The sequence below is a fragment of the Enterococcus sp. MSG3290 genome (genome assembly GCF_050555565.1).
GTDB lineage: Bacteria > Bacillota > Bacilli > Lactobacillales > Enterococcaceae > Enterococcus_B > Enterococcus_B faecium.
On sequence record NZ_CP187862.1, the window covers coordinates 2144180 to 2167590 of the forward strand.

21 protein-coding genes and 1 riboswitch are annotated in these 23411 nt (G+C 38.1%); of the genes, 4 read left to right on the forward strand and 17 right to left on the reverse strand.

Going from position 1 to position 23411, the window contains the following annotated elements:
- Positions 1-197 precede the first annotated feature (197 nt).
- The 10 genes from IGL31_RS10335 to IGL31_RS10380 all read right to left on the reverse strand — a co-directional run bounded on the left by IGL31_RS10335 (position 198) and on the right by IGL31_RS10380 (position 10897).
- Complete coding sequence (locus IGL31_RS10335) at positions 198-575, reverse strand: hypothetical protein (protein WP_002294021.1); 378 nt, start codon at positions 573-575, stop codon at positions 198-200.
- Between the two features lie 299 nt (positions 576-874).
- On the reverse strand, positions 875-1756 hold the full coding sequence (gene galU / locus IGL31_RS10340; RefSeq protein ID WP_002287122.1) for a UTP--glucose-1-phosphate uridylyltransferase GalU: 882 nt from the start codon (positions 1754-1756) through the stop codon (positions 875-877).
- Between the two features lie 42 nt (positions 1757-1798).
- On the reverse strand, positions 1799-2818 hold the full coding sequence (locus IGL31_RS10345) for an NAD(P)H-dependent glycerol-3-phosphate dehydrogenase (protein ID WP_002287121.1): 1020 nt from the start codon (positions 2816-2818) through the stop codon (positions 1799-1801).
- Positions 2819-3450: 632 nt separating this feature from the next.
- Positions 3451-4455 (reverse strand): SIS domain-containing protein, encoded by a 1005-nt coding sequence (locus tag IGL31_RS10350; RefSeq protein WP_002287119.1) that lies wholly within the window; start codon positions 4453-4455, stop codon positions 3451-3453.
- Between the two features lie 12 nt (positions 4456-4467).
- The gene (locus tag IGL31_RS10355) at positions 4468-5517 is read right to left on the reverse strand and encodes an SIS domain-containing protein (RefSeq protein WP_002324182.1); all 1050 of its coding nucleotides are present in this window, start codon (positions 5515-5517) and stop codon (positions 4468-4470) included.
- Positions 5518-5533: 16 nt separating this feature from the next.
- Positions 5534-6355, reverse strand: coding sequence for a PTS system mannose/fructose/sorbose family transporter subunit IID (locus tag IGL31_RS10360; RefSeq protein ID WP_002287116.1), 822 nt, complete (start codon positions 6353-6355; stop codon positions 5534-5536).
- Positions 6342-7121: a PTS mannose/fructose/sorbose/N-acetylgalactosamine transporter subunit IIC gene (locus IGL31_RS10365; RefSeq protein ID WP_002287115.1), complete on the reverse strand. Its 780-nt coding sequence runs from the start codon at positions 7119-7121 to the stop codon at positions 6342-6344. Before IGL31_RS10365 ends, IGL31_RS10360 begins: the two co-directional genes overlap by 14 nt.
- A 16-nt stretch (positions 7122-7137) precedes the next feature.
- On the reverse strand, positions 7138-7608 hold the full coding sequence (locus IGL31_RS10370; RefSeq protein WP_002287114.1) for a PTS sugar transporter subunit IIB: 471 nt from the start codon (positions 7606-7608) through the stop codon (positions 7138-7140).
- 11 nt (positions 7609-7619) lie between these two features.
- A complete protein-coding gene (locus IGL31_RS10375; RefSeq protein ID WP_002294017.1) occupies positions 7620-8039 on the reverse strand; it encodes a PTS sugar transporter subunit IIA in 420 nt (139 codons plus the stop codon).
- An 80-nt stretch (positions 8040-8119) separates the two neighbouring features.
- Complete coding sequence (locus IGL31_RS10380) at positions 8120-10897, reverse strand: sigma 54-interacting transcriptional regulator (RefSeq protein ID WP_179189396.1); 2778 nt, start codon at positions 10895-10897, stop codon at positions 8120-8122.
- A 190-nt stretch (positions 10898-11087) separates the two neighbouring features.
- Between IGL31_RS10380 and IGL31_RS10385 the strand changes: the two genes are divergently transcribed.
- From IGL31_RS10385 to IGL31_RS10395, 3 genes are all read left to right on the forward strand, one after another.
- Positions 11088-11312, forward strand: coding sequence for a hypothetical protein (locus IGL31_RS10385; protein ID WP_002294014.1), 225 nt, complete (start codon positions 11088-11090; stop codon positions 11310-11312).
- 779 nt (positions 11313-12091) lie between these two features.
- The gene (locus tag IGL31_RS10390; protein ID WP_002294013.1) at positions 12092-13807 is read left to right on the forward strand and encodes an ABC transporter ATP-binding protein; all 1716 of its coding nucleotides are present in this window, start codon (positions 12092-12094) and stop codon (positions 13805-13807) included.
- 2 nt (positions 13808-13809) lie between these two features.
- On the forward strand, positions 13810-15573 hold the full coding sequence (locus tag IGL31_RS10395) for an ABC transporter ATP-binding protein (protein ID WP_002289511.1): 1764 nt from the start codon (positions 13810-13812) through the stop codon (positions 15571-15573).
- Positions 15574-15612: 39 nt separating this feature from the next.
- On the opposite strand, the gene IGL31_RS10400 is transcribed toward IGL31_RS10395, so the two are convergent.
- Both IGL31_RS10400 and mgsA read right to left on the reverse strand, forming a co-directional pair.
- Positions 15613-16149 carry a folate family ECF transporter S component gene (locus tag IGL31_RS10400; RefSeq protein WP_086300283.1) on the reverse strand — a complete coding sequence of 179 codons (537 nt, stop codon included), beginning with the start codon at positions 16147-16149 and terminating at the stop codon, positions 15613-15615.
- 37 nt (positions 16150-16186) lie between these two features.
- Positions 16187-16285, reverse strand: a riboswitch (THF riboswitch).
- Positions 16286-16471: 186 nt separating this feature from the next.
- Positions 16472-16894, reverse strand: coding sequence for a methylglyoxal synthase (mgsA, locus tag IGL31_RS10405; protein ID WP_002289508.1), 423 nt, complete (start codon positions 16892-16894; stop codon positions 16472-16474).
- A gap of 208 nt (positions 16895-17102) precedes the next feature.
- Between mgsA and IGL31_RS10410 the strand changes: the two genes are divergently transcribed.
- Positions 17103-18212, forward strand: coding sequence for an ABC transporter ATP-binding protein (locus IGL31_RS10410; RefSeq protein WP_002289507.1), 1110 nt, complete (start codon positions 17103-17105; stop codon positions 18210-18212).
- Between the two features lie 122 nt (positions 18213-18334).
- Here IGL31_RS10410 and IGL31_RS10415 read toward each other — a convergent pair whose 3' ends face one another.
- The 5 genes from IGL31_RS10415 to IGL31_RS10435 form a co-directional block, all read right to left on the reverse strand.
- Positions 18335-18964: a hypothetical protein gene (locus IGL31_RS10415; protein ID WP_002294011.1), complete on the reverse strand. Its 630-nt coding sequence runs from the start codon at positions 18962-18964 to the stop codon at positions 18335-18337.
- Positions 18965-19658: 694 nt separating this feature from the next.
- Positions 19659-20543 carry a 16S rRNA (adenine(1518)-N(6)/adenine(1519)-N(6))-dimethyltransferase RsmA gene (gene rsmA, locus IGL31_RS10420; protein ID WP_002294004.1) on the reverse strand — a complete coding sequence of 295 codons (885 nt, stop codon included), beginning with the start codon at positions 20541-20543 and terminating at the stop codon, positions 19659-19661.
- Complete coding sequence (gene rnmV / locus IGL31_RS10425; protein ID WP_002305490.1) at positions 20536-21105, reverse strand: ribonuclease M5; 570 nt, start codon at positions 21103-21105, stop codon at positions 20536-20538. Before rnmV ends, rsmA begins: the two co-directional genes overlap by 8 nt.
- Positions 21098-21874 carry a TatD family hydrolase gene (locus IGL31_RS10430; RefSeq protein WP_002324188.1) on the reverse strand — a complete coding sequence of 259 codons (777 nt, stop codon included), beginning with the start codon at positions 21872-21874 and terminating at the stop codon, positions 21098-21100. Before IGL31_RS10430 ends, rnmV begins: the two co-directional genes overlap by 8 nt.
- Positions 21875-22028: 154 nt before the next feature.
- The gene (locus tag IGL31_RS10435; protein ID WP_002294000.1) at positions 22029-23351 is read right to left on the reverse strand and encodes an APC family permease; all 1323 of its coding nucleotides are present in this window, start codon (positions 23349-23351) and stop codon (positions 22029-22031) included.
- Between the last annotated feature and the right edge of the window lie 60 nt (positions 23352-23411).

A 23411-nucleotide genomic window follows, 5' to 3' on the forward strand; every position in this document is an offset into this window, starting at 1 on the left:
ACAAAAAAACATTGGTATGATTTATATATATATAAATAACATAAAAAAAGGAATGGCTTATCCCGATACAACAAGCATTCCTTTAAAAAAGATTCTTTTATATAAGTGAAAAAAGCTTTTTTCCACCAATTAAATAAATCTCTCATCTCAATAGTTTATCCATTATTTTATCTTTTTTTGCGTATACCTACTAAATATTACCGTCTTCTTCTCGTTCTTCTACTTTGTTCGAGAGAATCTGTACTAGAAAAAGTAGTTGTATGTCTACCTTTTCTGCCTATCCGAGACTTTCTTTTCATATATGGGATATAAATGATTAGATACAGTACAGCAAAAAATAAAGCAAATACGCAAGCTTCCCAACTACCTAACGCCAATTCAACCATCAAGGTAGCAACCCCAACGGATGCTGCATACCAGATAAAAATCAGAAACGTTTCTTTTTTTCTGACCATGCGAAACATGATAAATAGACTAATAAGCAATAGTGGCAACACAAATATCCAATTGCTTCCTTCCATCAGCCACTTGAGTATATCAAGCAGCGACTGTGCAACAGCGACTAATTTTCCCATAGTGAACACACACCTTTTTTTATAATTAAAAAATTCGCCTTTTTATTCTACTATGAATCTTCTGGCTTGGCTTTCATTTCTCTTATGTAATCATTTTCTTTTATACAACTTAAAAAAAAATTAAACCATTAGCAGAATATTTTCTGAATCTATTCACGAAAGTCTTTTTCTATCTTTCGTTTTCCACGACTCAACTGATCTAGAGTCAAAAAACTAAAACGACAGTTGCGCAAATGACGCACAAGCTGCCGCTTTAATAACAAATAGCCTTTCATTCTCAGCAGGCCACTTATTTCCAGTTAACTTTCTGTTCTTAGCTTTTTACTCAACTGGATAATATATGCACTTAATGAAGTCCCAATTTCCGAATGTTGAAGTCCATATTCAATATTTGTCTTCATATATCCTAACTTATCGCCTACGTCGTATCTTTTTCCTTTAAACTCTCTCGCATAGACCGCCTCTGTCTGGTTAAGAGTCTGAAGTGCATCCGTTAGCTGTATCTCGTTTCCTGCTCCTGGTTCTTGAGTTTCTAATATCTCAAATATTTTAGGAGTCAGTAGATAACGTCCGATAATGGCTAAATTACTTGGTGCTTTTCCCATTTCAGGTTTTTCTACAAACCCTTTTACTCTGCAACGACCCTTTTCGCTATCTGTTTTAGGATCAATAATTCCGTATTTAGATGTTTCATTTTCTGGTACACGCATGACGGCAACAGCGGAAGCTTGTGTTTCTTCATAATCCATCATCAATTGTTGAGTCAATGGGATATCATCTTTCATCAAATCATCCCCCAGCATGACGACAAACGGTTCATTTCCTATAAATGCTTTTGCTTGAAGCACGGCATCCCCCAGTCCTCTTGGATGAGATTGACGGATGAAGTGAAGATTGACTTGAGTCGTTTCTTCAACTAAAGCGAGTAATTCTGTTTTTTCCTTTTCCCGCAAATTGTTTTCCAATTCGATATTTGCATCAAAGTGATCTTCAATGGGTCTTTTTTCTTTTCCCGTTACGATCAAGATGTCTTCGATTCCCGAATCCAATGCTTCTTCCACAATAAACTGGATCGTTGGTTTATCCACGATTGGAAGCATTTCTTTTGCCATGGCTTTTGTTGCCGGCAAAAAACGTGTTCCTAGCCCAGCGGCAGGAATGACTGCTTTTTTGACCTTCACTTGCTGTTCCTCCTAAACGACGATTAACTATTGATCATCTATTTAACGAAGAGAAAATTCATTCTCCATTTTTCCGTCACGTAACATGATTTCTTTTGCTGCTTTTTTGATATCTTCTCCATTATACAAAACATTATAGATTGTTTGAGTAATTGGCATCTCAACACCTAGCTGTTGAGCTAGCTCTACTGCTGCTTTTGTCGTTGCCACACCCTCAACGACCATTCCCATGTTTTCTAGAACTTCTTCCAGCTTATGTCCCTGTCCTAACAAGTTACCGGCACGCCAATTGCGAGAATGAACACTTGTACAAGTAACGATCAAGTCCCCCACACCACTCAAACCGATAAATGTCAGAGGATTGGCACCCATCGCGACACCAAGACGGCTGATTTCTGCCAATCCTCGAGTCATGATTGCTGCTTTTGCATCATCTCCGAATCCTAATCCATGGATAGCGCCGGCACCAATTGCAATGATATTTTTCAGTGCTGCACCAGTTTCTACGCCAATCACATCATTATTTGTATAAATCCTGAAATAATCATTCATGAACAGTTTTTGTACATAGGCTGCTGCTTTTTGATCAATACTTGCAGCTGTAATTGTTGTGATATCATGTACTGCCACTTCCTCAGCATGGCTAGGACCAGATAATACAACAATTGCCTGTCTTTTTTCTTCTGGAATTTCTTCAGCCAAAACTTCTGAGATTCGTTTATGCGTATCTTGTTCTAGTCCTTTACTTGCATGTATAATGATTGGCTTAGTATTCATTTTACCAATAAGTTCCTGTGCGACTGAACGAATCGCTTTTGTTGGAACAACAAATAAAATAGCATCTGCGTTATCCACTGCTTCTGCCAATTCTTTATATCCGATAATCGATTCTGGGATCGTCAAATCAGGTAAAAAATGCTGATTTGTATGATACTTATTGATTTCATCAATCTGTTCAGGTACATTTCCCCAAATACGGACATCATGCCCGTTTTCTGCCAATGTTTGTGCTAAAGCAGTGCCCCAAGATCCAGGACCAAGAACTGCGATTTTTTGTTTCATGGATATTCCTCCAAATAAATAATTGATAATTTCCATTATAGTATACATTTCTTAAAGTTGGGACTAATTTCCATTGTTTTTAAGTGTTTGTTTACTTCTTTTATCGTTTTTACTTGAAATAATCAATGATATGTTACAATAGTCTACATTTTATTTTTACACTCGTTATGCTTTGCTTGTTCCTAAGAGGAAGCAGTTTTGACAATGTTACTACCAGCATTACTATTAGGAGGTTAGGAAACTTCTCCTAGTGAGTATTGATTTAAAATACATAAGAGACAGATTGAACATTTCTAAATCTGTCAGGTCCTGCAACGGACAGATTGTCTCTGTTGACGGTTGACATAGGAACTTTTGTTTTAGTCAACATTCTGGATACAAAACGCTATGTAAACTGGCGCAACTCGTTGTACTTGGACTTTTACTACGGATCCATGCAACAACTAAATAGTACTATTGCATAACAAAAAATGGTTGGCACCCACATGTCCCATTAAACAGATTATAAGTTGAACTGTAGATAATGCAAAAAATGTGTTTTATAACGTAATTGATGCCAATATTTTAAAAAAATAAAGGGAGCAGTTATCGCTGCTCTCTTTATTTTTTATATTCTTTTTATCCAGTCTATCCTAATAATCAAACTGACGATAGTAGCGGCGTATCTCTAATGGATGGCAGTTCAACTGCTCCACATGAGCATCGATGCGTTGTGTCACTACATGCATCAATAAGAAAGACAAAACACGTCCGCGATATTTTTCACTGATACCTTCTACTGGATAGTCTTTTGTGTCTATCAATGTATAATTGCTGCAAATTTTTGGCAAAAGTTTAGCCACACGTTCAGATAACACTCTCTGTTCATCTTCGCCTAAAAATAATGTGACTGGGGTTGTTTCTTCTACGATCTCTAACGTCCCGTGAAGAAACTCGGCAGCATGGATAGATTTCGATGGAAGCCAGCTTTGTTCTTCCCAGTAACACATGGCATATGAATAAACAGCTCCCCATTGATTCCCTGCTCCAATAAAATAATGCATACTATCACGTCGATGTTTTTCTGCAAATGATAAGCCAAATGCATCTGCTTTTTTCTCTGCTTCCACTAACCCTGTTGGTAAATAACGTTCGAGCTGTTCATAGTATTCTGAATAAGCTTCGAATTCTCCATTCAAATACATCAATCGATCTGCTGCCATAAAAAATTTGATTTGTTCTGTTCCAGGAGCTGGATAAGTGACCACAAAATCGCATAGCTGAGACAACTTACTGTTCGCTTTATCGATAAATCCAATCAGTGTCGCTCCTACTTTCTTGATTTGTTCTACTGCTTTCACTACTTCTTGAGTTGTACCGGTAACAGAGGACAAAATAACGATAGAATCTTTTGTTAATCTTTTGTTTCCAGTAGTGTAATATTCTGCAGCATGCTGTACAAAGACAGGCAAGTTGCTTTTCCCATTCATATAAGTGACAGCTTGCATCGAGGAAGCATACGTTCCACCGATTCCTAGATAATAGACAGCGTCAAATTTTTCCGCATAAAGTTTATCGATGATTTCTTCTACTTGCGGACGTAAAGCTAGTGCGCCTTTTATTGCTTTGATTTGTTCTTCTTCATTGAATTTCAGCATGATTTCCACCTCTTATAATTTACTTTTCAAGACTGTATCAAAGTCTTCAAAAATCTTTTTGTTCAAGTCAATACCTTTAGCTACTGCGGTTTTATAAGCGAATAGTTGAAACGGAACGACAAGCGCTAATACAGACAGATATTCATCACATTCTATTGCTAATCCAAGTGTTTTCTCGTTTCTTGCTTTTTTTGTGGTAATGGTGAGAGTCTCTCCAACGTACCGACTCATATATCTTTGCAACTTTTGCGAACGTTCCTTATTTACACTTTCCCCTTCAATAAAGAATAGCAAATGCGAAGCATCTGCCTCCAGGTATGGGCCGTGCATATAAGCTTCTAACTCAAATCCTTGTGACGGAACGCGGATTGTTTCAGTCAATTTCGTCTCTGCTTCTTTAGCTGTTCCCCAGTTTGGACCATATCCAATGGTGACGAAACGCTGTGCTAAACGAAATAAACTTTGATATCCATCAAAAAATTCTTCCGTTTTTTGAATAATCGCTGGTAAATGGTTGATTATTTTGCGCAACTGTTGCATGTAGTCTTGTTCTATTTTTTTGCTGATTTTATTTTTACTTATTCCAATTCCTATCCCTAAGAGTAGTAACTGTAAAACAGTCGCAGAATAGCCTTTTGTAACGAAGCCTACTGATTCTACCCCGGCACCTAAATCAATAATTTGTGCAGCTTCTAAAGCAAGTGGACTTTGCACGTCATTTGTGATAGCAACAACAGGTAACCCTTGTTTTTGTATCATTTTTACTGCTTCAACAGTAGAAGCACTTTTCCCGCTTTGTGACACAGCAATCACAGTATCGATTGAAGGAGAAAGTTTTCCATAATGGAAAAAATAAAAAGGTTCTTGAATATCGACAGTAAGATCACCATAAGATTCCAATGCTGGCTTCGCTGCTAAACAAGCGTTATAAGATGAACCCGTTGCTAAGATCAGTAAATTCACTGTTTTTTTCATATGTTCTCTTGTCGAAAAATCATTCTTTTTCAAGATCGTACTTAGTACTTCCTTTTCTTCATAGATATAATCTTGCATCGTAAACATTTTCTCTGCTCCTTTTTTAAAAAATCCCTATCCACGAACCAAAAATTCCAAAGAAAGCTAGTCCGATCAAGATCGTTAATGGTTTCACTTCTTTCTTCAATAGATAAAACACTATGCCAAATGCTCCAAGACATAAGATATTTGGAACGATATCATCAAAAATACTTTGAACAGTCACAGCATTTTCTCCTGAACCGATTTTTAAAGGAATATTGATGGTGATCATCGTGGCAGTCATTGCTCCAACGACCATCAGTCCAATAATAGACGCGCCTAATGTCAAACTTTCCATCATACCGTTTGCCTGGATCTTTTTCAAAAAACCCGTTCCTAAGCGATATCCCCAACCTGTTGCTAGATAGCGAAACAGAATGTGCGGAATATTGAAAATCAAAATGAACAAGATAGGGCCTAAAATATTTCCTTGCATGGCTAAAGAGGTACCCACACCTGTGGCAATCAATCGCAAAGTTCCCCAAAAGAAAGAATCTCCTAACCCTGCAAGAGGTCCCATCAAAGATGTTTTGATACTATCGATCGCAGTCACATCAAATTCAGGATCATCCTTATTTTCTTCCTCCATTGCAGCCGTGATTCCTAAAATCAGTGTAACGATATGTGGGGTCGTGTTAAAAAACTCTAGATGCCGTTTCAAAGCTGCTGCCATTTCTTCTTTCGACTGATATAACTTTTTCAAAATCGGAATCATTGCATAAACATAAGCCATATTCATCTGACGTTCATAATTCCAAGAAAACTCCATTTGAAAAGAACGCCAAAATACGTGATTTAGCTCTTTTTTCGTTATTTTGCTGTTTTTGATCTCAGAATTCTTCATCTTCTTCTACCTCCCCTGCAGTTGTTTGAAGTGGTAGTTGACGGACATTCATAATATTGACTACCACAACTGCTAAAATCGCACCAAAAATAGCTACTCCGGTCACAGGAATCTCTAAGTAAGAAGCTATAGCAAAACCTAAGAAAAAATATGGTGCAACTTGTTTGTTGATCAGCAAACGAGCAAGCATCGCAAAACCAAGAGCTGGAATCAACCCTGTAGCTACTGACAACCCCTTTTGAACGAAGTCAGGAATCATATTTAATAGATTTCCGATCGTATTGCTTCCCACCATATAAGAAACCATTACCACAACACCAAGCATCAAGGAAAGACCGATACCGGCAAGCAAGTGCATATGCTCGACTCCTTTATAATTTCCTTCTTCTGCATAATTGTCTGCTTTATGGTTCATAATTGGAATCAAAAGCCCTAAGTAAATATTTTTCAATATCAATGTCAACGTAGCAATCGGCAAACCTAGTAAAAGCGCGGTTTCTGTACCGGCTCCAGCTGTAATAGCAAAAGCCGTCCCTAAAATCCCACCGGTCACAACATCAGGTGGAATCGAAGCACCTACTGAGAACGATCCGATAAATGCTAACTCTAAAGTTGCGCCCATAATGATCCCAGTTTTTACATCACCTAACACGATTCCTGTAAACAGCCCCGTCACAATCGGACGAGAAAGCAACGATGTCCCTAGTGCATATTCTGATTGTGCGACAAATGCAACAATTCCTAATAAGACTGCTTGTACAATCATTGAGGTTCTTCCTTTCTTACAAAACTTCTCTTACATCCACTTTTTTATCTGCTGGTACTTGACGGATTTCTACTTCTATTTGTTTGTCAATTAATCGTTTCAAGCGTTCCTCCTCTTCTGGTAAAATATTTACCGCTTTTCCGATGCTGCGAGTACCAGGTTTTGCCTTGATCCCTCCTAAGTTGATGGTTTTGATTTCTGGATACGCTTCTGCCAGCTTATATGCATCCTCGATCGATTCCACTACGATGAATAACTTATATTTATCTGTCACCCCGCTTTTCAACGCGGCAATCGAGTCATCAATTGATTTGATCACTAGTTTGACTCCTTGTGGCTTGGCTAATTTGATCGTTGTCTTTCGTATCTCATTCGTAGGTACATCATCATTAGCAATCAAAATACAGTCTGCGCCTATTGTTTGTGTCCATGAAAAAGCTACTTGTCCGTGTAATAACCGATGGTCGACTCTTGTCAATACAATCATTTTTCTTCCTCCTAAAATTCGTCTTCTTCTATTTTCTGATTGAGCCGCTCGTTACAAAACTGGATCATTTTTTTTGAATCAGTTAGCACCTGCTGGATCAAAACAGTTGTCTCTACTTCAGCGTCCAACCGAGATACTAGCTCAATCAATAGTGGCAAATTCAATCCGGCAACGAGATAGACATGATCCCGATTGATATATTGTAAGAATTCGTTGTTGACACTTCCGCCAAAAAGATCCGTCAGAACAATGATTTCTTTATCTTTGTACCTCATAAAAAGCTGCCTTACTGTTTCCGCTAAATCAAAATTCTCATCAGTATAGCAATCCAATACAGTAATAGAATGATTTTTCCCATAGATCAGCTCTAATGAATCTAATATCCCTGAAGCAAATTTTCCATGGGAAGCTAAGATAATTTCTCTATCCACTTTTTCATCTCCTCTTTTCACTTACACATACTAAAAAAGCAAGTTGCATGCCAAAATTAGTGGCAACAACTTGCTTATGTTCAAAATTCTTCTTCTATCGAGAGAAACTCTGTATCTTCACTCAAAATATCATAGATATAGGCAATCTCAGAATTGGGGATCATGACACTATAATGCTCTTCAATGACACTAAACGCAGATTTAATAGCAGATAACCCTTCTTTTTGACACTGCTTCCATTTCTCTAATCCTTGATAGGTTTCGATTGGCATTTGTCGGATCAATCGTTCAATGAGACAGCTCACATGGACATACAACGCTAATTTTTTGGGATTGCTGATGCTTCGATTCAACTGCACCTCTAATTCTCTCATAAAATGATCGATTTCTCCCATCACCTTCTCTGTATCTAGAATAGTCACGGAATCCAGTACTTTTTCCAATGAAAAATTACGAATGATGCGCTGATTGAATATTTCCTTCTCTGAAGCATTCATAGTAGTGTCCAACCATTCAGCTAGTACAGACATCTTTTCCCCCGAGATGAGGTCTTCTAATGAAAGATATTCGATATTGGTGATATCAGGATCTGTGGTGCCAATCATTCCTACGACTTCGTATATGGAAAATAATGGGTCACTGTTTTTCTTATCTTTTAATTGCTGATATTCATATGGGATGATTTTCAACTGACAAGCCGTAGGTAAGCTTTTTTCTAGCAGTTCACTTAAGTGGACCGCCGTACCGATTCCAGTGAAGCAAGTAGTAATGAGTGCTTTGGGTTTGTTTTCCTCTGGATAGAGCAGTCGCCATTCTGGCTGGATCTGTCGAACAGTCTCTTCTGCTATCTCTTCTAATGATACATTTTTTTGCAGGCATTCCCCTACTGTGATTGCTAAAGGTGTCGTCACATTATTCAAAATCAAAAGCGGTACGGATAACTGTTTTTTAAAAAACTGATGGATTTCTTTCAGAGATCCCATGTCTACTAATATGATCAATCCATTTGAAACATCGCTGTTTTCGCAATAATCAAGGATTTCTGAAGCAATCTGCTGTGGTGTGACATCTAGTGGCATATCAAATGATTCAAATAGATCCTCTTGTAATAAACGATTTACTACATTTGCCATACTGCTAGCAGTTGCATAACCGTGAGCAGCAATCATCGCTTTTGGCAGTCGTTTTTCTTTTGACCATTTCGCTTTTTTTAGATAGATCGTCAGTAAAATCCGATCCATACTTGTGTCTTCAATATCTAATTTGATCTTACTTAATTCCAGAATTCGTTGGACATAGTGATAACTAGATGGATAAGACTGAGAAACTTGTTGTTCTAATTCTTTGATTAGTTGGATAATATCATGTTCTTCCGGTAACCATTTGATAGTGCTTCGCTGATAGAGATAGTAACTCAAGGCATAGACACTGTTTCCATCGAATTTGATTTGATAGGCAGTTTCCATTTGTCGAAAGGTCTCTCGGATAGATTGTGTCCAATAAACCAGCAGCTCGTGTTTTTCTTGTCTACTGGTCTCAAACAGCAAAAAATCAAATAATTGAATCATTTCTTGCTTTAATTTTCCTTCGCAAGAATATAGCAGACAGTTATTTTTCTTGAAATCAATTAGGATTTGCTCAAAACTTTTAACGATTCGCTGCTGTTCGGGCTGTTGCTTCTCCATTAATTGCTCTAAGGTCTGGTCTTGCGTAATATAGATTCCTTGCTGTGCTGTATTTTTAGTAATAGGCTGCGCAAGTAGTTCTTTTTGCAAATGATGGATCGTGACATGGATTTCAGGCTGTTCACGCTGTTCAGCATATGCTTTTGCTGCTGAAACTTTGACGATATTTTTCAGCTCTCCTATGTTTCCGGATAATTTCTGACTTGTTAAAAGTGACAAAGCTGGTCCACTGACTGACAAAGGGCTCCCCATTTTTCTTTGTTCTTCGAGAAAAAAAGAGTAAATCAGTTCTAGCCGTTCATTACGACTACGCTGATTAAGTGCAGGTAGTTCGATTCGGATAGGTATTCTTCGAATGAAAGTTGTTAAGAAATGACTAGTAATCTCTTCAGTCGTAGCAAAAAAGAGACGTGTTTTGATCCGGCGTGACAAATTAGGTTCTCCCATACGATAAATCACACCTTGATCAAGATAGGTGAACAGTTTTTCCTGACCTTCTGGTGTTAAGCGATGTACCTCGTCTAAAAACAAGATCCCACCATCTGCTGCTTCAAAAGCCCCTTTTTTATTTTCTTCTGCACCAGTGTACGCTCCCTTAACATGTCCAAACAAATTGCTAGTCAAAAGTTCAGGATTATCTGCATATTGTGCACAATTAAAAGTGATGAATGGTGCAGAATCTTCTAGCAGATCATGAAGCAGACAATACTGATAGACCAAATTAACTAAATAACTTTTACCTGTGCCACTTTCGCCTGTAATCAAAAGTGGTAATCCGCCATCTGGATAGTAAAGAGCTGTTTTGATTTGTTCGATACTTTCTTTCAAACTGGCGTCGTATCCGATCATAAAAGAGAATAAGTCTTTTGGTTGCGCGAAAAAAGGCTGTTCCTCTTTGAGATCATCGATAGAAAAATAAAAATTCGTGCGTAACTTAAAAAATTGTTTTTCAAAAGCTTCTTTGTGGAAATAAATCACTGGTCGAGAATTGATTTTGACTAGTAGTTGCTCATCATTTAACTGGTTCAAATAATGACTGACTGTGTTTCTTTTTACCCCAAAATGATCAGCTAACCTTTGTGCTGTAAAGACCTCGTTCATATGTTCTAAATCGAAAAAGGCTGTCTGGTTCTCTAAGTAACATAAAATTTCCTTCTTCAACAACTTATTCACCCCTCCTCCATCATAGAAAACGGATTCATTTTGTCAATAAAATCTTTAATAAAGAATTGAAAAATATATCTTATTATAGACAGCAGCCTACTTATCCCTTATAATTTTTATTCTAAAAAACGTACAGTTCCTTCCAGTTTTTATACTGGAATTTCAACATATGAAAGAATAAGGAGGCTATGACTATTCAATGAAATCGGATAAATATAAAAACAGGAAACATACTTCCTGGAAAACTTTTCGAGAAATCATCGGATCTTATCTCGCTGTAGTTGTATTTTTGCCTTTGCTTTATATGGCTATGACAGAACAAACTCGTTTTATTGGCGTAGATACGCAATATATAGCCGAAACAGGATTTTTATTCATCTTTATCTTGATTTTTGCGTTCTATAAATCCTTCCATACAAAATAAGATTCACAGATTTCAACTTTCCTGTCTGTTTTTAGCTATTACAAATCCTTATATGTGGTATAACAACAATTTATTGGCATAATGAGGAAAAACGAGTTATGATGCTTTCAGAGAGTAAAGAGGTACTGTTGTCACCATCCTTTTTATTGATTACGTACACCACTCTTAGTTTTTTCCCATTGATTACGAAAACAAGGTAGAAACATTGATGTTCCTACCTTGTTTTCTTTTTTTATTTTCAGATCAAAATCTCAAGTAGCTTTTGACTTGATGTCGGGAGGTTGTCTTCGTTCCATCAAACCTGATAGAATCTGCGCCAAACCATAGTTTTCTCCACTATTATTTATTCCTCTAAGATAGTACCCACAATAAACGAATAAATATTTTTCTCATTTTCATACTCCTTCTTTGAAAATCAATTAGATTTCTCTCAACCCACTTTTTTACAAAAATTACGTAGCAAAAAAGATTGCAAGAACAAATTAAAAAAGAAGTAAATAGAGTTTCATCTATAAACATTTACTTGATATATTTTTTATGCAGAATTCATTTATAGAAAAATTAAGTAAAATAGACGTTCCTATGAATGAAGAGACTGGCATGTTTTCTCATTTTCTTTTTTTTAAAAAAAAATAGTCTATTCAATTTCTAAAGCTTCTTCATAATAAAACTTTCATTTATGAAAAGGCTTGTTCTCTTTTCATTCTAAATTTCCTAAGCTACAATGTGGTAGTACTTGTTTTTTCAATTGTGGACAAATAAATAATAGGAGGAATCATATGATTCAGTTATTACGTTATGCAAAAGACTATCGTAAGCAAATCATTTTGGGCCCGTTCTTCAAATTTCTTGAAGCTGTCTTCGAACTTGTCCTGCCTTTAATGATGGCTTCCTTGATCGATAATGGACTAAAAATGAATGACCGAGGAAAAATCATTGAAATGGGCTTATGGATGGTCGCTATGTCTGTGATTGGTCTGATTTGTGCTATCATTTGCCAATACTATGCTTCAGTAGCTTCACAAGGATTTGGTACAGAGTTACGTAATCAGCTAATCAAAAAAATCAATACTTTCTCTCACAACGAGTTGAATCATTTTGGAACAGATACCTTGATCACCCGAATGACAAACGACATCAATCAGCTTCAGCTAGCTTTAGCAATGGTCATTCGTTTATTGATCAGAGCACCGTTTTTAAGTATCGGGTCAGTGGTCATGGCTTTTGTGATCGACTGGGAAGTAGGTCTGTTTTTCTTAGCATTATTGCCTATTTTCTCAATCATTTTATTTTTTATCATCAAAAAAACCGTTCCTCTCTACCAAAAAGTGCAAGAAAAACTAGATCAGCTCAATGAACACGTTAGTCAGAATCTTAGCGGTGTTCGTGTCATCCGCGCATTTGCGCAGACAAAAAAAGAAACAGAGAAGTTCGATAAAAGCACAAATGATCTAGCGAACAATTATTTACGTGTTTCCAATATCTCTGCCCTATTATCACCTGCTACAACCTTGATCATGAATGTCGGGATCATCTGTTTGCTGACAGTTGGCGGGATCAAAGTAAATATTGGTAGCTTGCAACAAGGACAAGTTCTTGCTTTGATCAATTATATGAATCAAATGCTTTTGGCACTGATCGTTGTTTCAAACCTCGTCGTGATCTTCACACGTGCCGAAGCTTCAGGAAATCGGGTGAAAGAGGTGCTAGACACAGAAAATTCGATTCTTGAAGCTGAGGTCAGTACTACTCCCGATTTTTCTTCTGAAGCAATTATCGCTTTTGACCATGTTGACTTCCGTTATACTCCTGATTCTGGTCTTTCTCTCCAAAATATTACATTTCAGCTGAAGCGAAATACAGTCCTTGGAATCATTGGTCCAACCGGAAGCGGGAAAACGACTTTGACACAATTGATTCCGCGTTTCTATGATGTCAGTTCCGGTACAGTTATAATGGACGGAATGGATGTTCGTTCTTGGCAGCTGGATCATCTCCGTCAGCAAATTGCTCTTGTTCCCCAAACTTCTGTACTATTTACCGGGACTATTCGTGAAAACCTTCAATGGGGTAAGAAAGACGCCACAGAAAAAGAATGTTGGGAAGCTCTGAAAATCGCTCAGGCAGAAGAATTTGTCCGTCAGCTTCCAAATGGTTTAGATACAAAAGTCATGGAAAATGGGAAAAATTTCTCTGGCGGACAAAAACAGCGACTGACGATTGCAAGAGCTTTGATTGCCAAGCCAGCATTACTGATTTTAGATGACTCTTTAAGTGCGTTGGATTATCAAACAGACTTGGATTTGCGTAAGGCGCTACAGACTTATCTTGGCAGTACAGTGATTATTATCTCCCAACGTGTCCGCTCTATTCAAGAAGCACATCATATCTTAGTGATGGATCAAGGTAAGATTGCTGCTCAGGGTACCCATGAAGAATTACTTGCTCAATCAGCAGAATATCAGGAAATCGTCGCATCACAGGAGGAAGAATAGTTATGAAAGTAAAAAAATTATCCTTGCAGACGCTCCGCCGATTCATTCCTTACCTTACTGCCTATGCAAAAGACATTTGGCTAGCTGTGATACTAGGAATCATCAATGGGATTGCAACAGTTGTGATGACGTTACAAATTGGTCAAAGTATCGATCAAATGATTGGAGAAGGACAGGTCCGCTTCAATCGACTGTTCCATTTACTTATTCTATTCGGTGGTATCGTTTTAATCAACGTAGTCAGTCAATGGCTCATCCAAGTGTTAAGCAATCGGTTAGCTTACTTATCCGTTGCAAAATTAAGAAAAGATGCATTTGCTCATCTGAATCGATTGCCACTTCGTTATTATGATCAAAACTCCCACGGAAATATCGTCAGTCGATTTACAAATGATATGGACAATATTTCCATTGCAATTTCTGCGGCCTTCAATCAATTATTTTCTGGAGTGGCAATCATCATTCTTTCGTTTATTTTTATGATGCGTCTAAGTCCACTTCTGACATTGGTCGTTCTTTGTTCTACACCAATTATTTTCCTTGTGAGTTGGATCGTTGCTCGTGCTTCACAAACAAATTTCGATAGACAGCAAAGGATTATTGGGGATATCTCGGGCTTTGTGACCGAACGAATCGGTAACCAGAAAATCGTGAAAGCTTTTCAGCAAGAAGAAGCTAGTCAACAGCAATTTGAACTGCTAAATGCTGATCTATATGAAAAAGGACAACGGGCACAATTTTCTTCTTCCTTGACAAACCCGTCTTCTCGTTTTGTAGATCACCTTGCTTATTTATCGATTGGTTTAGTTGGCGGCCTATTGGCATTGAAGAGTGGTTCGTCAATCACTGTTGGTGTGATTTCCAGCTTTACGATCTACTCAAGTCAGTTTTCTAAACCATTTATCGAACTTTCTGGAATCACGACACAACTGCAAACCGCTTTTTCTGGTCTAGAACGAGCATTTGATTTGATCGATCAGCCAGAAGAAAAGCCTGATTTGCCAGATGCCTATGCCTTGGAACCCAAAAATATCAAAGGAAAAGTCTCTTTTGATCATGTTTCTTTTTCTTATGACCCCAAGCAGCGTTTGATCGAAGATTTCAATTTTACTGCTTATCCAGGTCAAACCATTGCTATAGTAGGAAAAACAGGGGCCGGAAAATCCACACTTGTTAATTTGCTGATGCGTTTTTATGACACAACAAAAGGAACAATTACAGTCGATGACCATGACATCCGCTCTATCCAACGTGATACATTACGTAAAAGTTTTGGAATGGTGTTACAAGATACTTGGCTATTTGACAGTACATTGCGAGAAAATCTTCGTTTTGGGAATCCGGAAGCAAGTGACGCAGAAATCAATGATGCCCTAAAAGCCTCTTATATGTATGAATTTGTAGAACGTTTGCCGGAAAAATTAGATACTAAGATTGGCGGTCAAGGGTTAAAGATATCAGATGGACAACGCCAACTGTTGACGATTGCTCGAACGATGATCAGTAATCCCCCTATGTTGATCTTAGATGAAGCTACCAGCTCAGTCGATACATTGACAGAGAAAAAAATCCAACAAGCCTTCTTAGCAATGATGGAAGGAAAAACCAGTTTTGTGATTGCCCATCGCCTGTCCACAATCAAAAATGCGGACCAGATATTAGTGATGGATCAGGGAGCTATTGTCGAAATGGGCACCCATGATGAGCTGCTTCAAAAAGATGGTTATTACCGACGGCTCTATCAAGCACAATTCACAGCACAATAAAAACAAGCAGTCTTCTGGGATGGGAAGACTGCTTGTTTTTTATTTAGCGTGGATCGCTAAACTTCTTAAAATTTTTTTGTAAGGAATACTACGTCCTACGTAATAAATGGCAATTGATTGAACCGGTAACCATATTACTGTTTTTAACAGGCGGGGCGCCCAAACGACCCAGCTGAACAATGGCACATGGTACATCAACGCAAGCCATAATGGTGTCAAAAATAAGTTGATGATCAGCGTGACACTAAGCGTAGCCAGAATGGCATTTTTCCAAGTGATCTCTTTTCGATAGAAAAAGAATCCGTAGATTGCTCCTTCAATAAATGCATTCAATGTAAATCCAATAAAGAATGCAGATTTCGAGAAGAGGGCCATTCCTACTAAATCAGCTAAAACTGCGCCTATCCCTGACCAAAAAGGACCAAAAAGAATGCCCATGATCACTTGTGGAATAAATGTGACACTGATTTTAATAAATGGGGTCTCGATTGCTACCAGTCGGGACAAAGTGACCATCAATGCAATCAATAAGCCCATAATAGCAATCATACGTGCGTCTAACCGGTGTTTCTTCATTTTTAGCATCTCCTTTAAGAGCTGCTACATCGTATCATGCAGCGAATGCGAAAATAAAACCGCGAACATTACGTCCTTCGTCCAAGAGGCAACATCCCATCCTCTTAGCACTTAACGCTTTATTTTCTACTCTGTATTATTTTTGGGATCTTTTCCCACAGAAACTATAGCATATTTTCACATTTACTGCAAATACGAAAAACTAATATTATTGTTTATATTATCCAATACGTTCGTATTATATCGCATATTATCAGTTTGTTTAGCTTTTATAGCTACATATAGGCGAACATTAAACGTTATTTTTCCATACGCTTATCCATCAAAATGAAAGTGGATGCTTGTCTATTTCATGGACGATTCTTCGAAAATCTAGGAAGCCGGCTTCCAGTCCTCTTAGTAGCACCTCAGCTGTTCCGATATTCGTAGCTAACGGAATCTCATAGACATCAGATAAACGGATAAGTGCTGTTACATCTGGTTCATGGGGCTGTGCAGCCAGCGGGTCTCGAAGAAAAATCACCAAATCTAACTGATCCTCCGAAATCATGGCTCCAATTTGCTGATCCCCGCCTAACGGTCCGGATTTAAACCGATGGATCGGCAAGCCGGTTGCTTCCGTGATCCTCTGCCCAGTCGTCCCGGTAGCAAAAAGTTCATGTTTTTCCAATATTGTTTTATACGCTGTTGCTAATTTCACCATCATAGGTTTTTTTCGGTCATGAGCGATCAAAGCGATTTTCATAAGAGACACTCCTTTTGATATTGTTAACATACTTATTTACTCCAGTGTATCAGTTTTTATTTCTTATGGATATTTATTAAAGCTTAAAACTAGCACATTGACAAAAAAAAGAAAAAATTCTTGTTCAACATGACATTGAAGTTAGTTAACGCTTTTATTTATACTTTAAATAGTTAATAAAACTAAAAAAGAAAGTGTGGAACGTATTATGGTAGAAATGGCTCTGAAAAACGTATATAAAAAATATGACAATGCAGAAAATTATTCTGTAACTGATTTTAATCTATCAATCAAAGACCGTGAATTTATCGTTTTTGTTGGTCCTTCCGGTTGTGGAAAGTCAACTACTTTGCGAATGATCGCGGGACTGGAAGATATCTCTGAAGGAGAACTAAATATCGGCGGAAAAGTCATGAATGACGTGGCACCTAAAGACCGTGATATTGCCATGGTTTTCCAAAACTACGCATTGTATCCTCATATGACTGTTTTTGATAATATGGCTTTTGGCTTGAAATTACGTAAATATGATAAAGCAGACATCAAAAAACGTGTGGACAATGCAGCAGAGATCTTAGGTCTGACAGAATACTTGAAACGAAAACCAGCTGCTTTATCTGGTGGACAACGCCAACGTGTGGCATTGGGACGGGCAATCGTTCGGGATGCAAAAGTCTTCTTAATGGATGAGCCATTATCAAATTTAGATGCTAAATTACGTGTAGCCATGCGTGCTGAGATTGCCAAACTTCACCAGCGTCTTGAAACAACGACCATCTATGTTACTCACGATCAGACAGAAGCAATGACTATGGCTGACCGAATCGTTATCATGAAAGACGGATTTATCCAACAAATCGGTACACCGAAAGAAGTTTATGATACACCCGTCAATATGTTCGTTGCCGGCTTTATTGGATCTCCTGCCATGAACTTCTTTAATGTGACATTGAAAAATGGTGTTATCACAGATGGACATGGGCTTAAGCTTCGTATTCCTGAAGGAAAAAACAAAGTATTAGTTGAAAAAGGTTATGAAGGAAAAGAAGTTATCTTCGGTATTCGTCCAGAAGACATCCACAGTGAACAAGTAGCCCTTGAAGCTTCACCTGAAGCCGTAGTGAAATCAGAAGTTGTCGTTTCCGAATTACTTGGAGCTGAAACGATGCTTTACACAAAAACTGGTTCTACTGAGTTCATCTCAAAAGTAGATGCAAGAGATTTCCATAAACCAGGCGAAATAGTCGACCTTGCCTTCAACATCAGCAAAGGCCACTTCTTTGATAAAGAAACAGAACAAGTCATCAAACTTCCATAAATTGCCCCCTGTTAGAGCTGTGCCAGAAGATGTTGGTGCAGCTCTTTTTAGGACAAAAAACTCTCATCTTAGAGGATTTATTATCCATTACTAGATGAGAGTTTTTTTTTGAGAGATCATGTCTAATATGTCGTTTTCTTCGCGTACCCTTGAATCGACTCTTTCCGATTTTCTTTTTTTGCTGCCGTAAATACGGGGATATCAAAATATTTGCTGAGTGTTCCTGCTATAAAATAAGCAATATTATAATCAACTAAACTGTGGATAAGCCCACCAATCCCCATCAAGATGAATACTGTATAAAAATATCCTTGAGAATAATATGTTTCAGGCATATTACCAATAAAGTAAAAGATGCTGACTACTAGCATTTCTGCTAAAGAATGAATCACACCGATCACAAAATTGAACCCTTGGAAACGCCAATTAGCAAAAGTAAACTGTCCATTTTTTAAAACGATACTCGGATGCTTTTGCAAGTACCAAGCCCCAATCAACGCAAACACAAGATGTGACAATGCTCGCAATGCGATGATAACCGGCGTTGTTAAAAAGAAACCAAATGTCGTACCTAGCGCAACAGCCACTGCAACTCCTGGTGTAAAAAACATCGCAATAAATAATGGCACATGAGACGCCAAAGTAAAGGAAGCTGGTGGAATCATGATTTTAGGCATGACCATTGGGATAATGACCCCCATCCCAATCAATAAAGCAGAAATCGTTAGTTTTCGAACTGAATTTTTTCTCATTTTTTCTCTCTCCTAATATGTCTTGACACATAAATGTCGACTTAGTATAACTCACTTACTAATAACTGTCAAGACACATATTCTTTTCTAAATCCATACAAAATGAGTGTGAGTATCAAGTATAAGAATTTTTTGATCAAGAGACAAAAATAGGAGATGCGACAACATTTGTGTCACGTCTCCTTGTTCGGCATAATAGTGGTCAAGAGCTTGCATCAAGTAATAAGACCAACTAACTCAAAAACATGAGAAGCTGTTTTTTGAAATTGTTCCTTGTGACTTAGAGTTAAACGGCAGGCCCACAACCTCTTTCTTAAACGGTGTTCAATCAGCTGACCCTCGGTATTAGCTCAAAAAACGGCAAAATATGAGGAACTATTTTGCCGTTTGTTTCTCTAATACTCAGGTCAAAGCGCTGATTTCACAACCTCTTGGTAAACGGTGTTCAAAAGCTTGCATCTGCGGTAATAAGCCCAAACAAACGAAAAACATGAGGAACTATTTTTGTTTGGCTGTTCTTATTACTTGATGCAGGACAGCTTTTTCACAACCTTCCACTAAACGGTGTTCAAAAGCTTGCATCTGCGGTAATAAGCCCAAACAAACGAAAAACATGAGGAACTATTTTTGTTTGGTTGTTCTTATTACTTGATGCAGGACAGCTTTTTCACAACTTCTGTCACAACCTCTTTTTTTACTGCATATTTTCTGACATCGCATTGCTTAATGCGGCGAATTCTTGTAATGACAAAGTCTCCCCACGACGTTTTGGATCGATTCCAGCTGTTTCCAAGCTTTTTGCTAACCATGCTTTTGTCTGGTCATCTTTGCCATACGAATGCTGCAAGTTATTCCAAAGCGTTTTTCTTCTTTGCTGAAATGCCGCTTTTGTCAATCGGAAAAATGCTTTTTCGTCTGTCACTTCGACTGCCGGTATATCTCTTCTTGTCAGTTTCAAAATCGCTGAATCTACATTTGGCTGAGGGACAAATACTGTTTTTGGTACGATGAATGCTAAACTGGCTTCCATATAATATTGAACAGCAATCGATAATGAACCATAAGCTTTCGTTCCTGGTTCAGCAGAGATACGATCAGCTACTTCTTTTTGCATCATGACGACTAGTTCATCCACAACCAAATCTGATTCAAGAAAATGCATCATGATCGGTGTCGTAATATAGTAAGGTAAATTCGCTACGACTTTTAACGGAAGCTCCTCATGAAATGTTTCTCTAACAGCTGTTGACAAATCGGTCTTTAAAATATCTTGATGTACAATAGTCACATTGTCATAGGGTTGCATCGTATCAGCCAATACAGGGATCAAACGATCATCGATCTCAAATGCTACGACTTGTTTTGCATGCTTGGCTAATTGTTCCGTCAATGCACCGATTCCTGGTCCAACTTCGATCACGTTCGTATGTTCATCTATTTGCGCAGTTTCTACGATTTTCCTTAAAATATTTGGTTCAGTCAGAAAATTTTGTCCTAAACTTTTTTTAAATGAAAAACCATGTTTCAATAAAATCTCTTTTGTTCTAGAGGGTGTCGCAATTTCACGATATTCACTCATGTTGTTCCTCCACTATTTTCATTGCTTGGGCGAGTTCTTTCGGCGTAATACGAAACATCTTCAAACGTTTTTCCAATTGTTTGCCGTTCGTGTAACCGATGCGCAACTCGTCACCTAGTTTTTCTCGTTTTTCTTTTGCTTGTGCCCCAGCTATTAAACCATAGTCTAAAAGGTCTTGTCTAGTGATTTCAGAAACAGCCGTTTGGGAAATGTCTGGCGTCACGACCTTTTTCAATGCTTCTAAAATAGCAGCATCACTTGCATGCTCGACACCAAGGCTTCCCTTTTTCTTTGGTTTAGCTTGTGTGCGCGGCAAAAAAGCATGTTTTGCCTGAGGAACAGCTTCCATAATGATTTTTCTTATTTTTTCTCCTGAAAAATCAGGATCGGTAAAAACGATCACTCCACGAGTCTCTTGGGCATGTTCAATTTGCATCAGAATCTCTTCATTGATTGCAGACCCTATTGTTTCTATCGTATCTGCATCAACTACTTCCCGCAGCCTTCTTGTATCGTCTTTTCCTTCAACGACTATAATCTCTTGGATCTTCATCTTATCCATGTTCGCTTAGACCAAATAATCGGTGCGTATTTGTCCATGTTTGGGCAGCCACTTCTTCTGTCGGAAGATTCCGAAGTTCAGCAATCTTTTCTACTGTATAACGAGTATAGCCTGGTTCATTCCGCTTTCCTCTAAAAGGAACTGGTGCCAGATAAGGGGCATCTGTTTCCACAAGTAATCGTTCGATTGGTACATTTGCTGCAGCCTCTTGGACGTCTAATGCTTTTTTGAAAGTGACGACACCGCTAAATGAAATATGCATCCCTAAGTCAAGAAATCGTTTTGCCCATTCATAATCACCACTGAAACTATGCATGATTCCACCGATATCTCGAACATCTTCTTCTTTTAGGATTTGATACGTGTCTTCAAGTGCTTCTCTAGTATGAATACTGATTGGTAGGTTCATTTCTTTTGCGATAGCAATCTGTCTGCGAAATACTTTATCTTGGACTTCTTTCGGGTCTTCCATCCAATGATAATCCAAGCCAATTTCCCCTAATGCTACAACCTTTGGTAAAGTCAATTGTTCTTGTAATTTATTTTCGATTTCTTTCGTATAACTGCCAGCCTCTGTCGGATGCCAGCCGATAATACTGTATATATTTGGATAGTCATGGCTTAATTGCAAAGACTTTTCAATCGTTGGCGTATCGAAGCCCACGACCGCCATTTTCGTTACCCCCATTTCTTGTGCTCGCTGAATCGTTTCTGGAATATCTTCATTGAACTGTTCAGCATTTAAATGGGTATGAGAATCAAATATCATGTTTATCTCTCCTTTTCATTCTTACTTTAGCACATAAGCACCACTTGCAGAAGTAGCAAAAATCAAAATAGAAGAACTTGTTTTATTGAAATAGAAAAAGCACGAAGATCTAGAGGACCTAGTTCGTACTTTTTCTGTCTGTTGTTGAAATATTTTACTCTTCTGAGCGTTTTTTCTTTTTTTGATAATAGACTGGGATACCTATCAAGGTAACACCTATACCGATCAATGCTAATTTCGTTTGCGTCATCATCGTCATACCTAAAATGAAAATAGCACCGAGAATCGCAATAATCGGAACGATTGGATAAAGTGGTACTTTATATGGACGTGGCAATTCCGGCGCTTTTTTTCTTAAAATAAAGACACCGATAAAAATCAGTAAACTGAATAGCCACATCACAAAAATCAACATGTCTGTTAAAAAGTCGAAAGAACCAAGGCTCATCATAATACAAGCTACTGCTAACTGGAAAACCGCAGGAACATAAGGAACCGTAAACTTCTTTGAAAGCTTTGTCAGCTGTTTACTGAAAGGTAGCTCGTCTTCTAAAGCCATCGCATAAGGCACGCGGATCCCAGTTAGTGTATAACCGTTCAATGCACCGTATACCGAGATCAAGATCCCAATAGTGACCAGCTTTCCACCGATTCCTCCAAAAATGACGTCTGATGCTTCAGAAGCTGCATTCAAATTACCGGCAAGATGATCAATCGGCAAAGTTTTCAAAAAAACAAAATTGATCAATAGATAAACGACTGTTACAAAACTCAAACCAAGAATAATTGCTTTAGGCAAATCTTTTTCCGGCCGTTTCATTTCCCCTGCCATTGCACCGACACCTAACCAGCCGTCATAAGCAAACAACGTTGCTAACAACGCACTGCTCAATCCTTCGACAAAAGTAACATCTTTTCCAGCTTCGATTGGAAATAACTGGACAGTTCCTTGTCCTGGGGTCAATAATCCCCATATGACAATCACAGCAATTGGTATTAATTTAACAATCAACGTCACTGATTGTACAGAAGCACCGACTTTTGTCCCTAACAAATTCAACCCTGTCACAGAAACAGCGGTGATCACTGCAATCAACAAAAGATAATCGGTAGATAATTGTAATAAGTTCGTCAATTGTGTCGCAAAGATAATCGATAATGCAGCAATATTAGCAGGAAAGTAAATCAAGCTTTGCGCCCATCCTAATAAAAAGCTGGGCAATTTTCCATACGCAGCTTCAATATATTTTACAGCTCCACCAGTTTCCGGGATTGCTGTAGCTAATTCAGCCACTGTCAATCCAGCACAGATCGTTAAGAAACCACCCAAAAGCCAAGCTAGCAATGTCAAACTTGTAGACTGAGTACTAGCAGTAACAGCAGCAGTTTTGAAGAAGACGCCTGCACCGATCACGGTTCCCATAACGGTAGCTAATGCGCCAAACAGATTGATTTCTCGTTTTAGTTTGCCTTTCATTCCCATCCTCTTTCTTCTTTGAAATTTGGTATAATTTTCAGTATAACTGAGAATATTTTA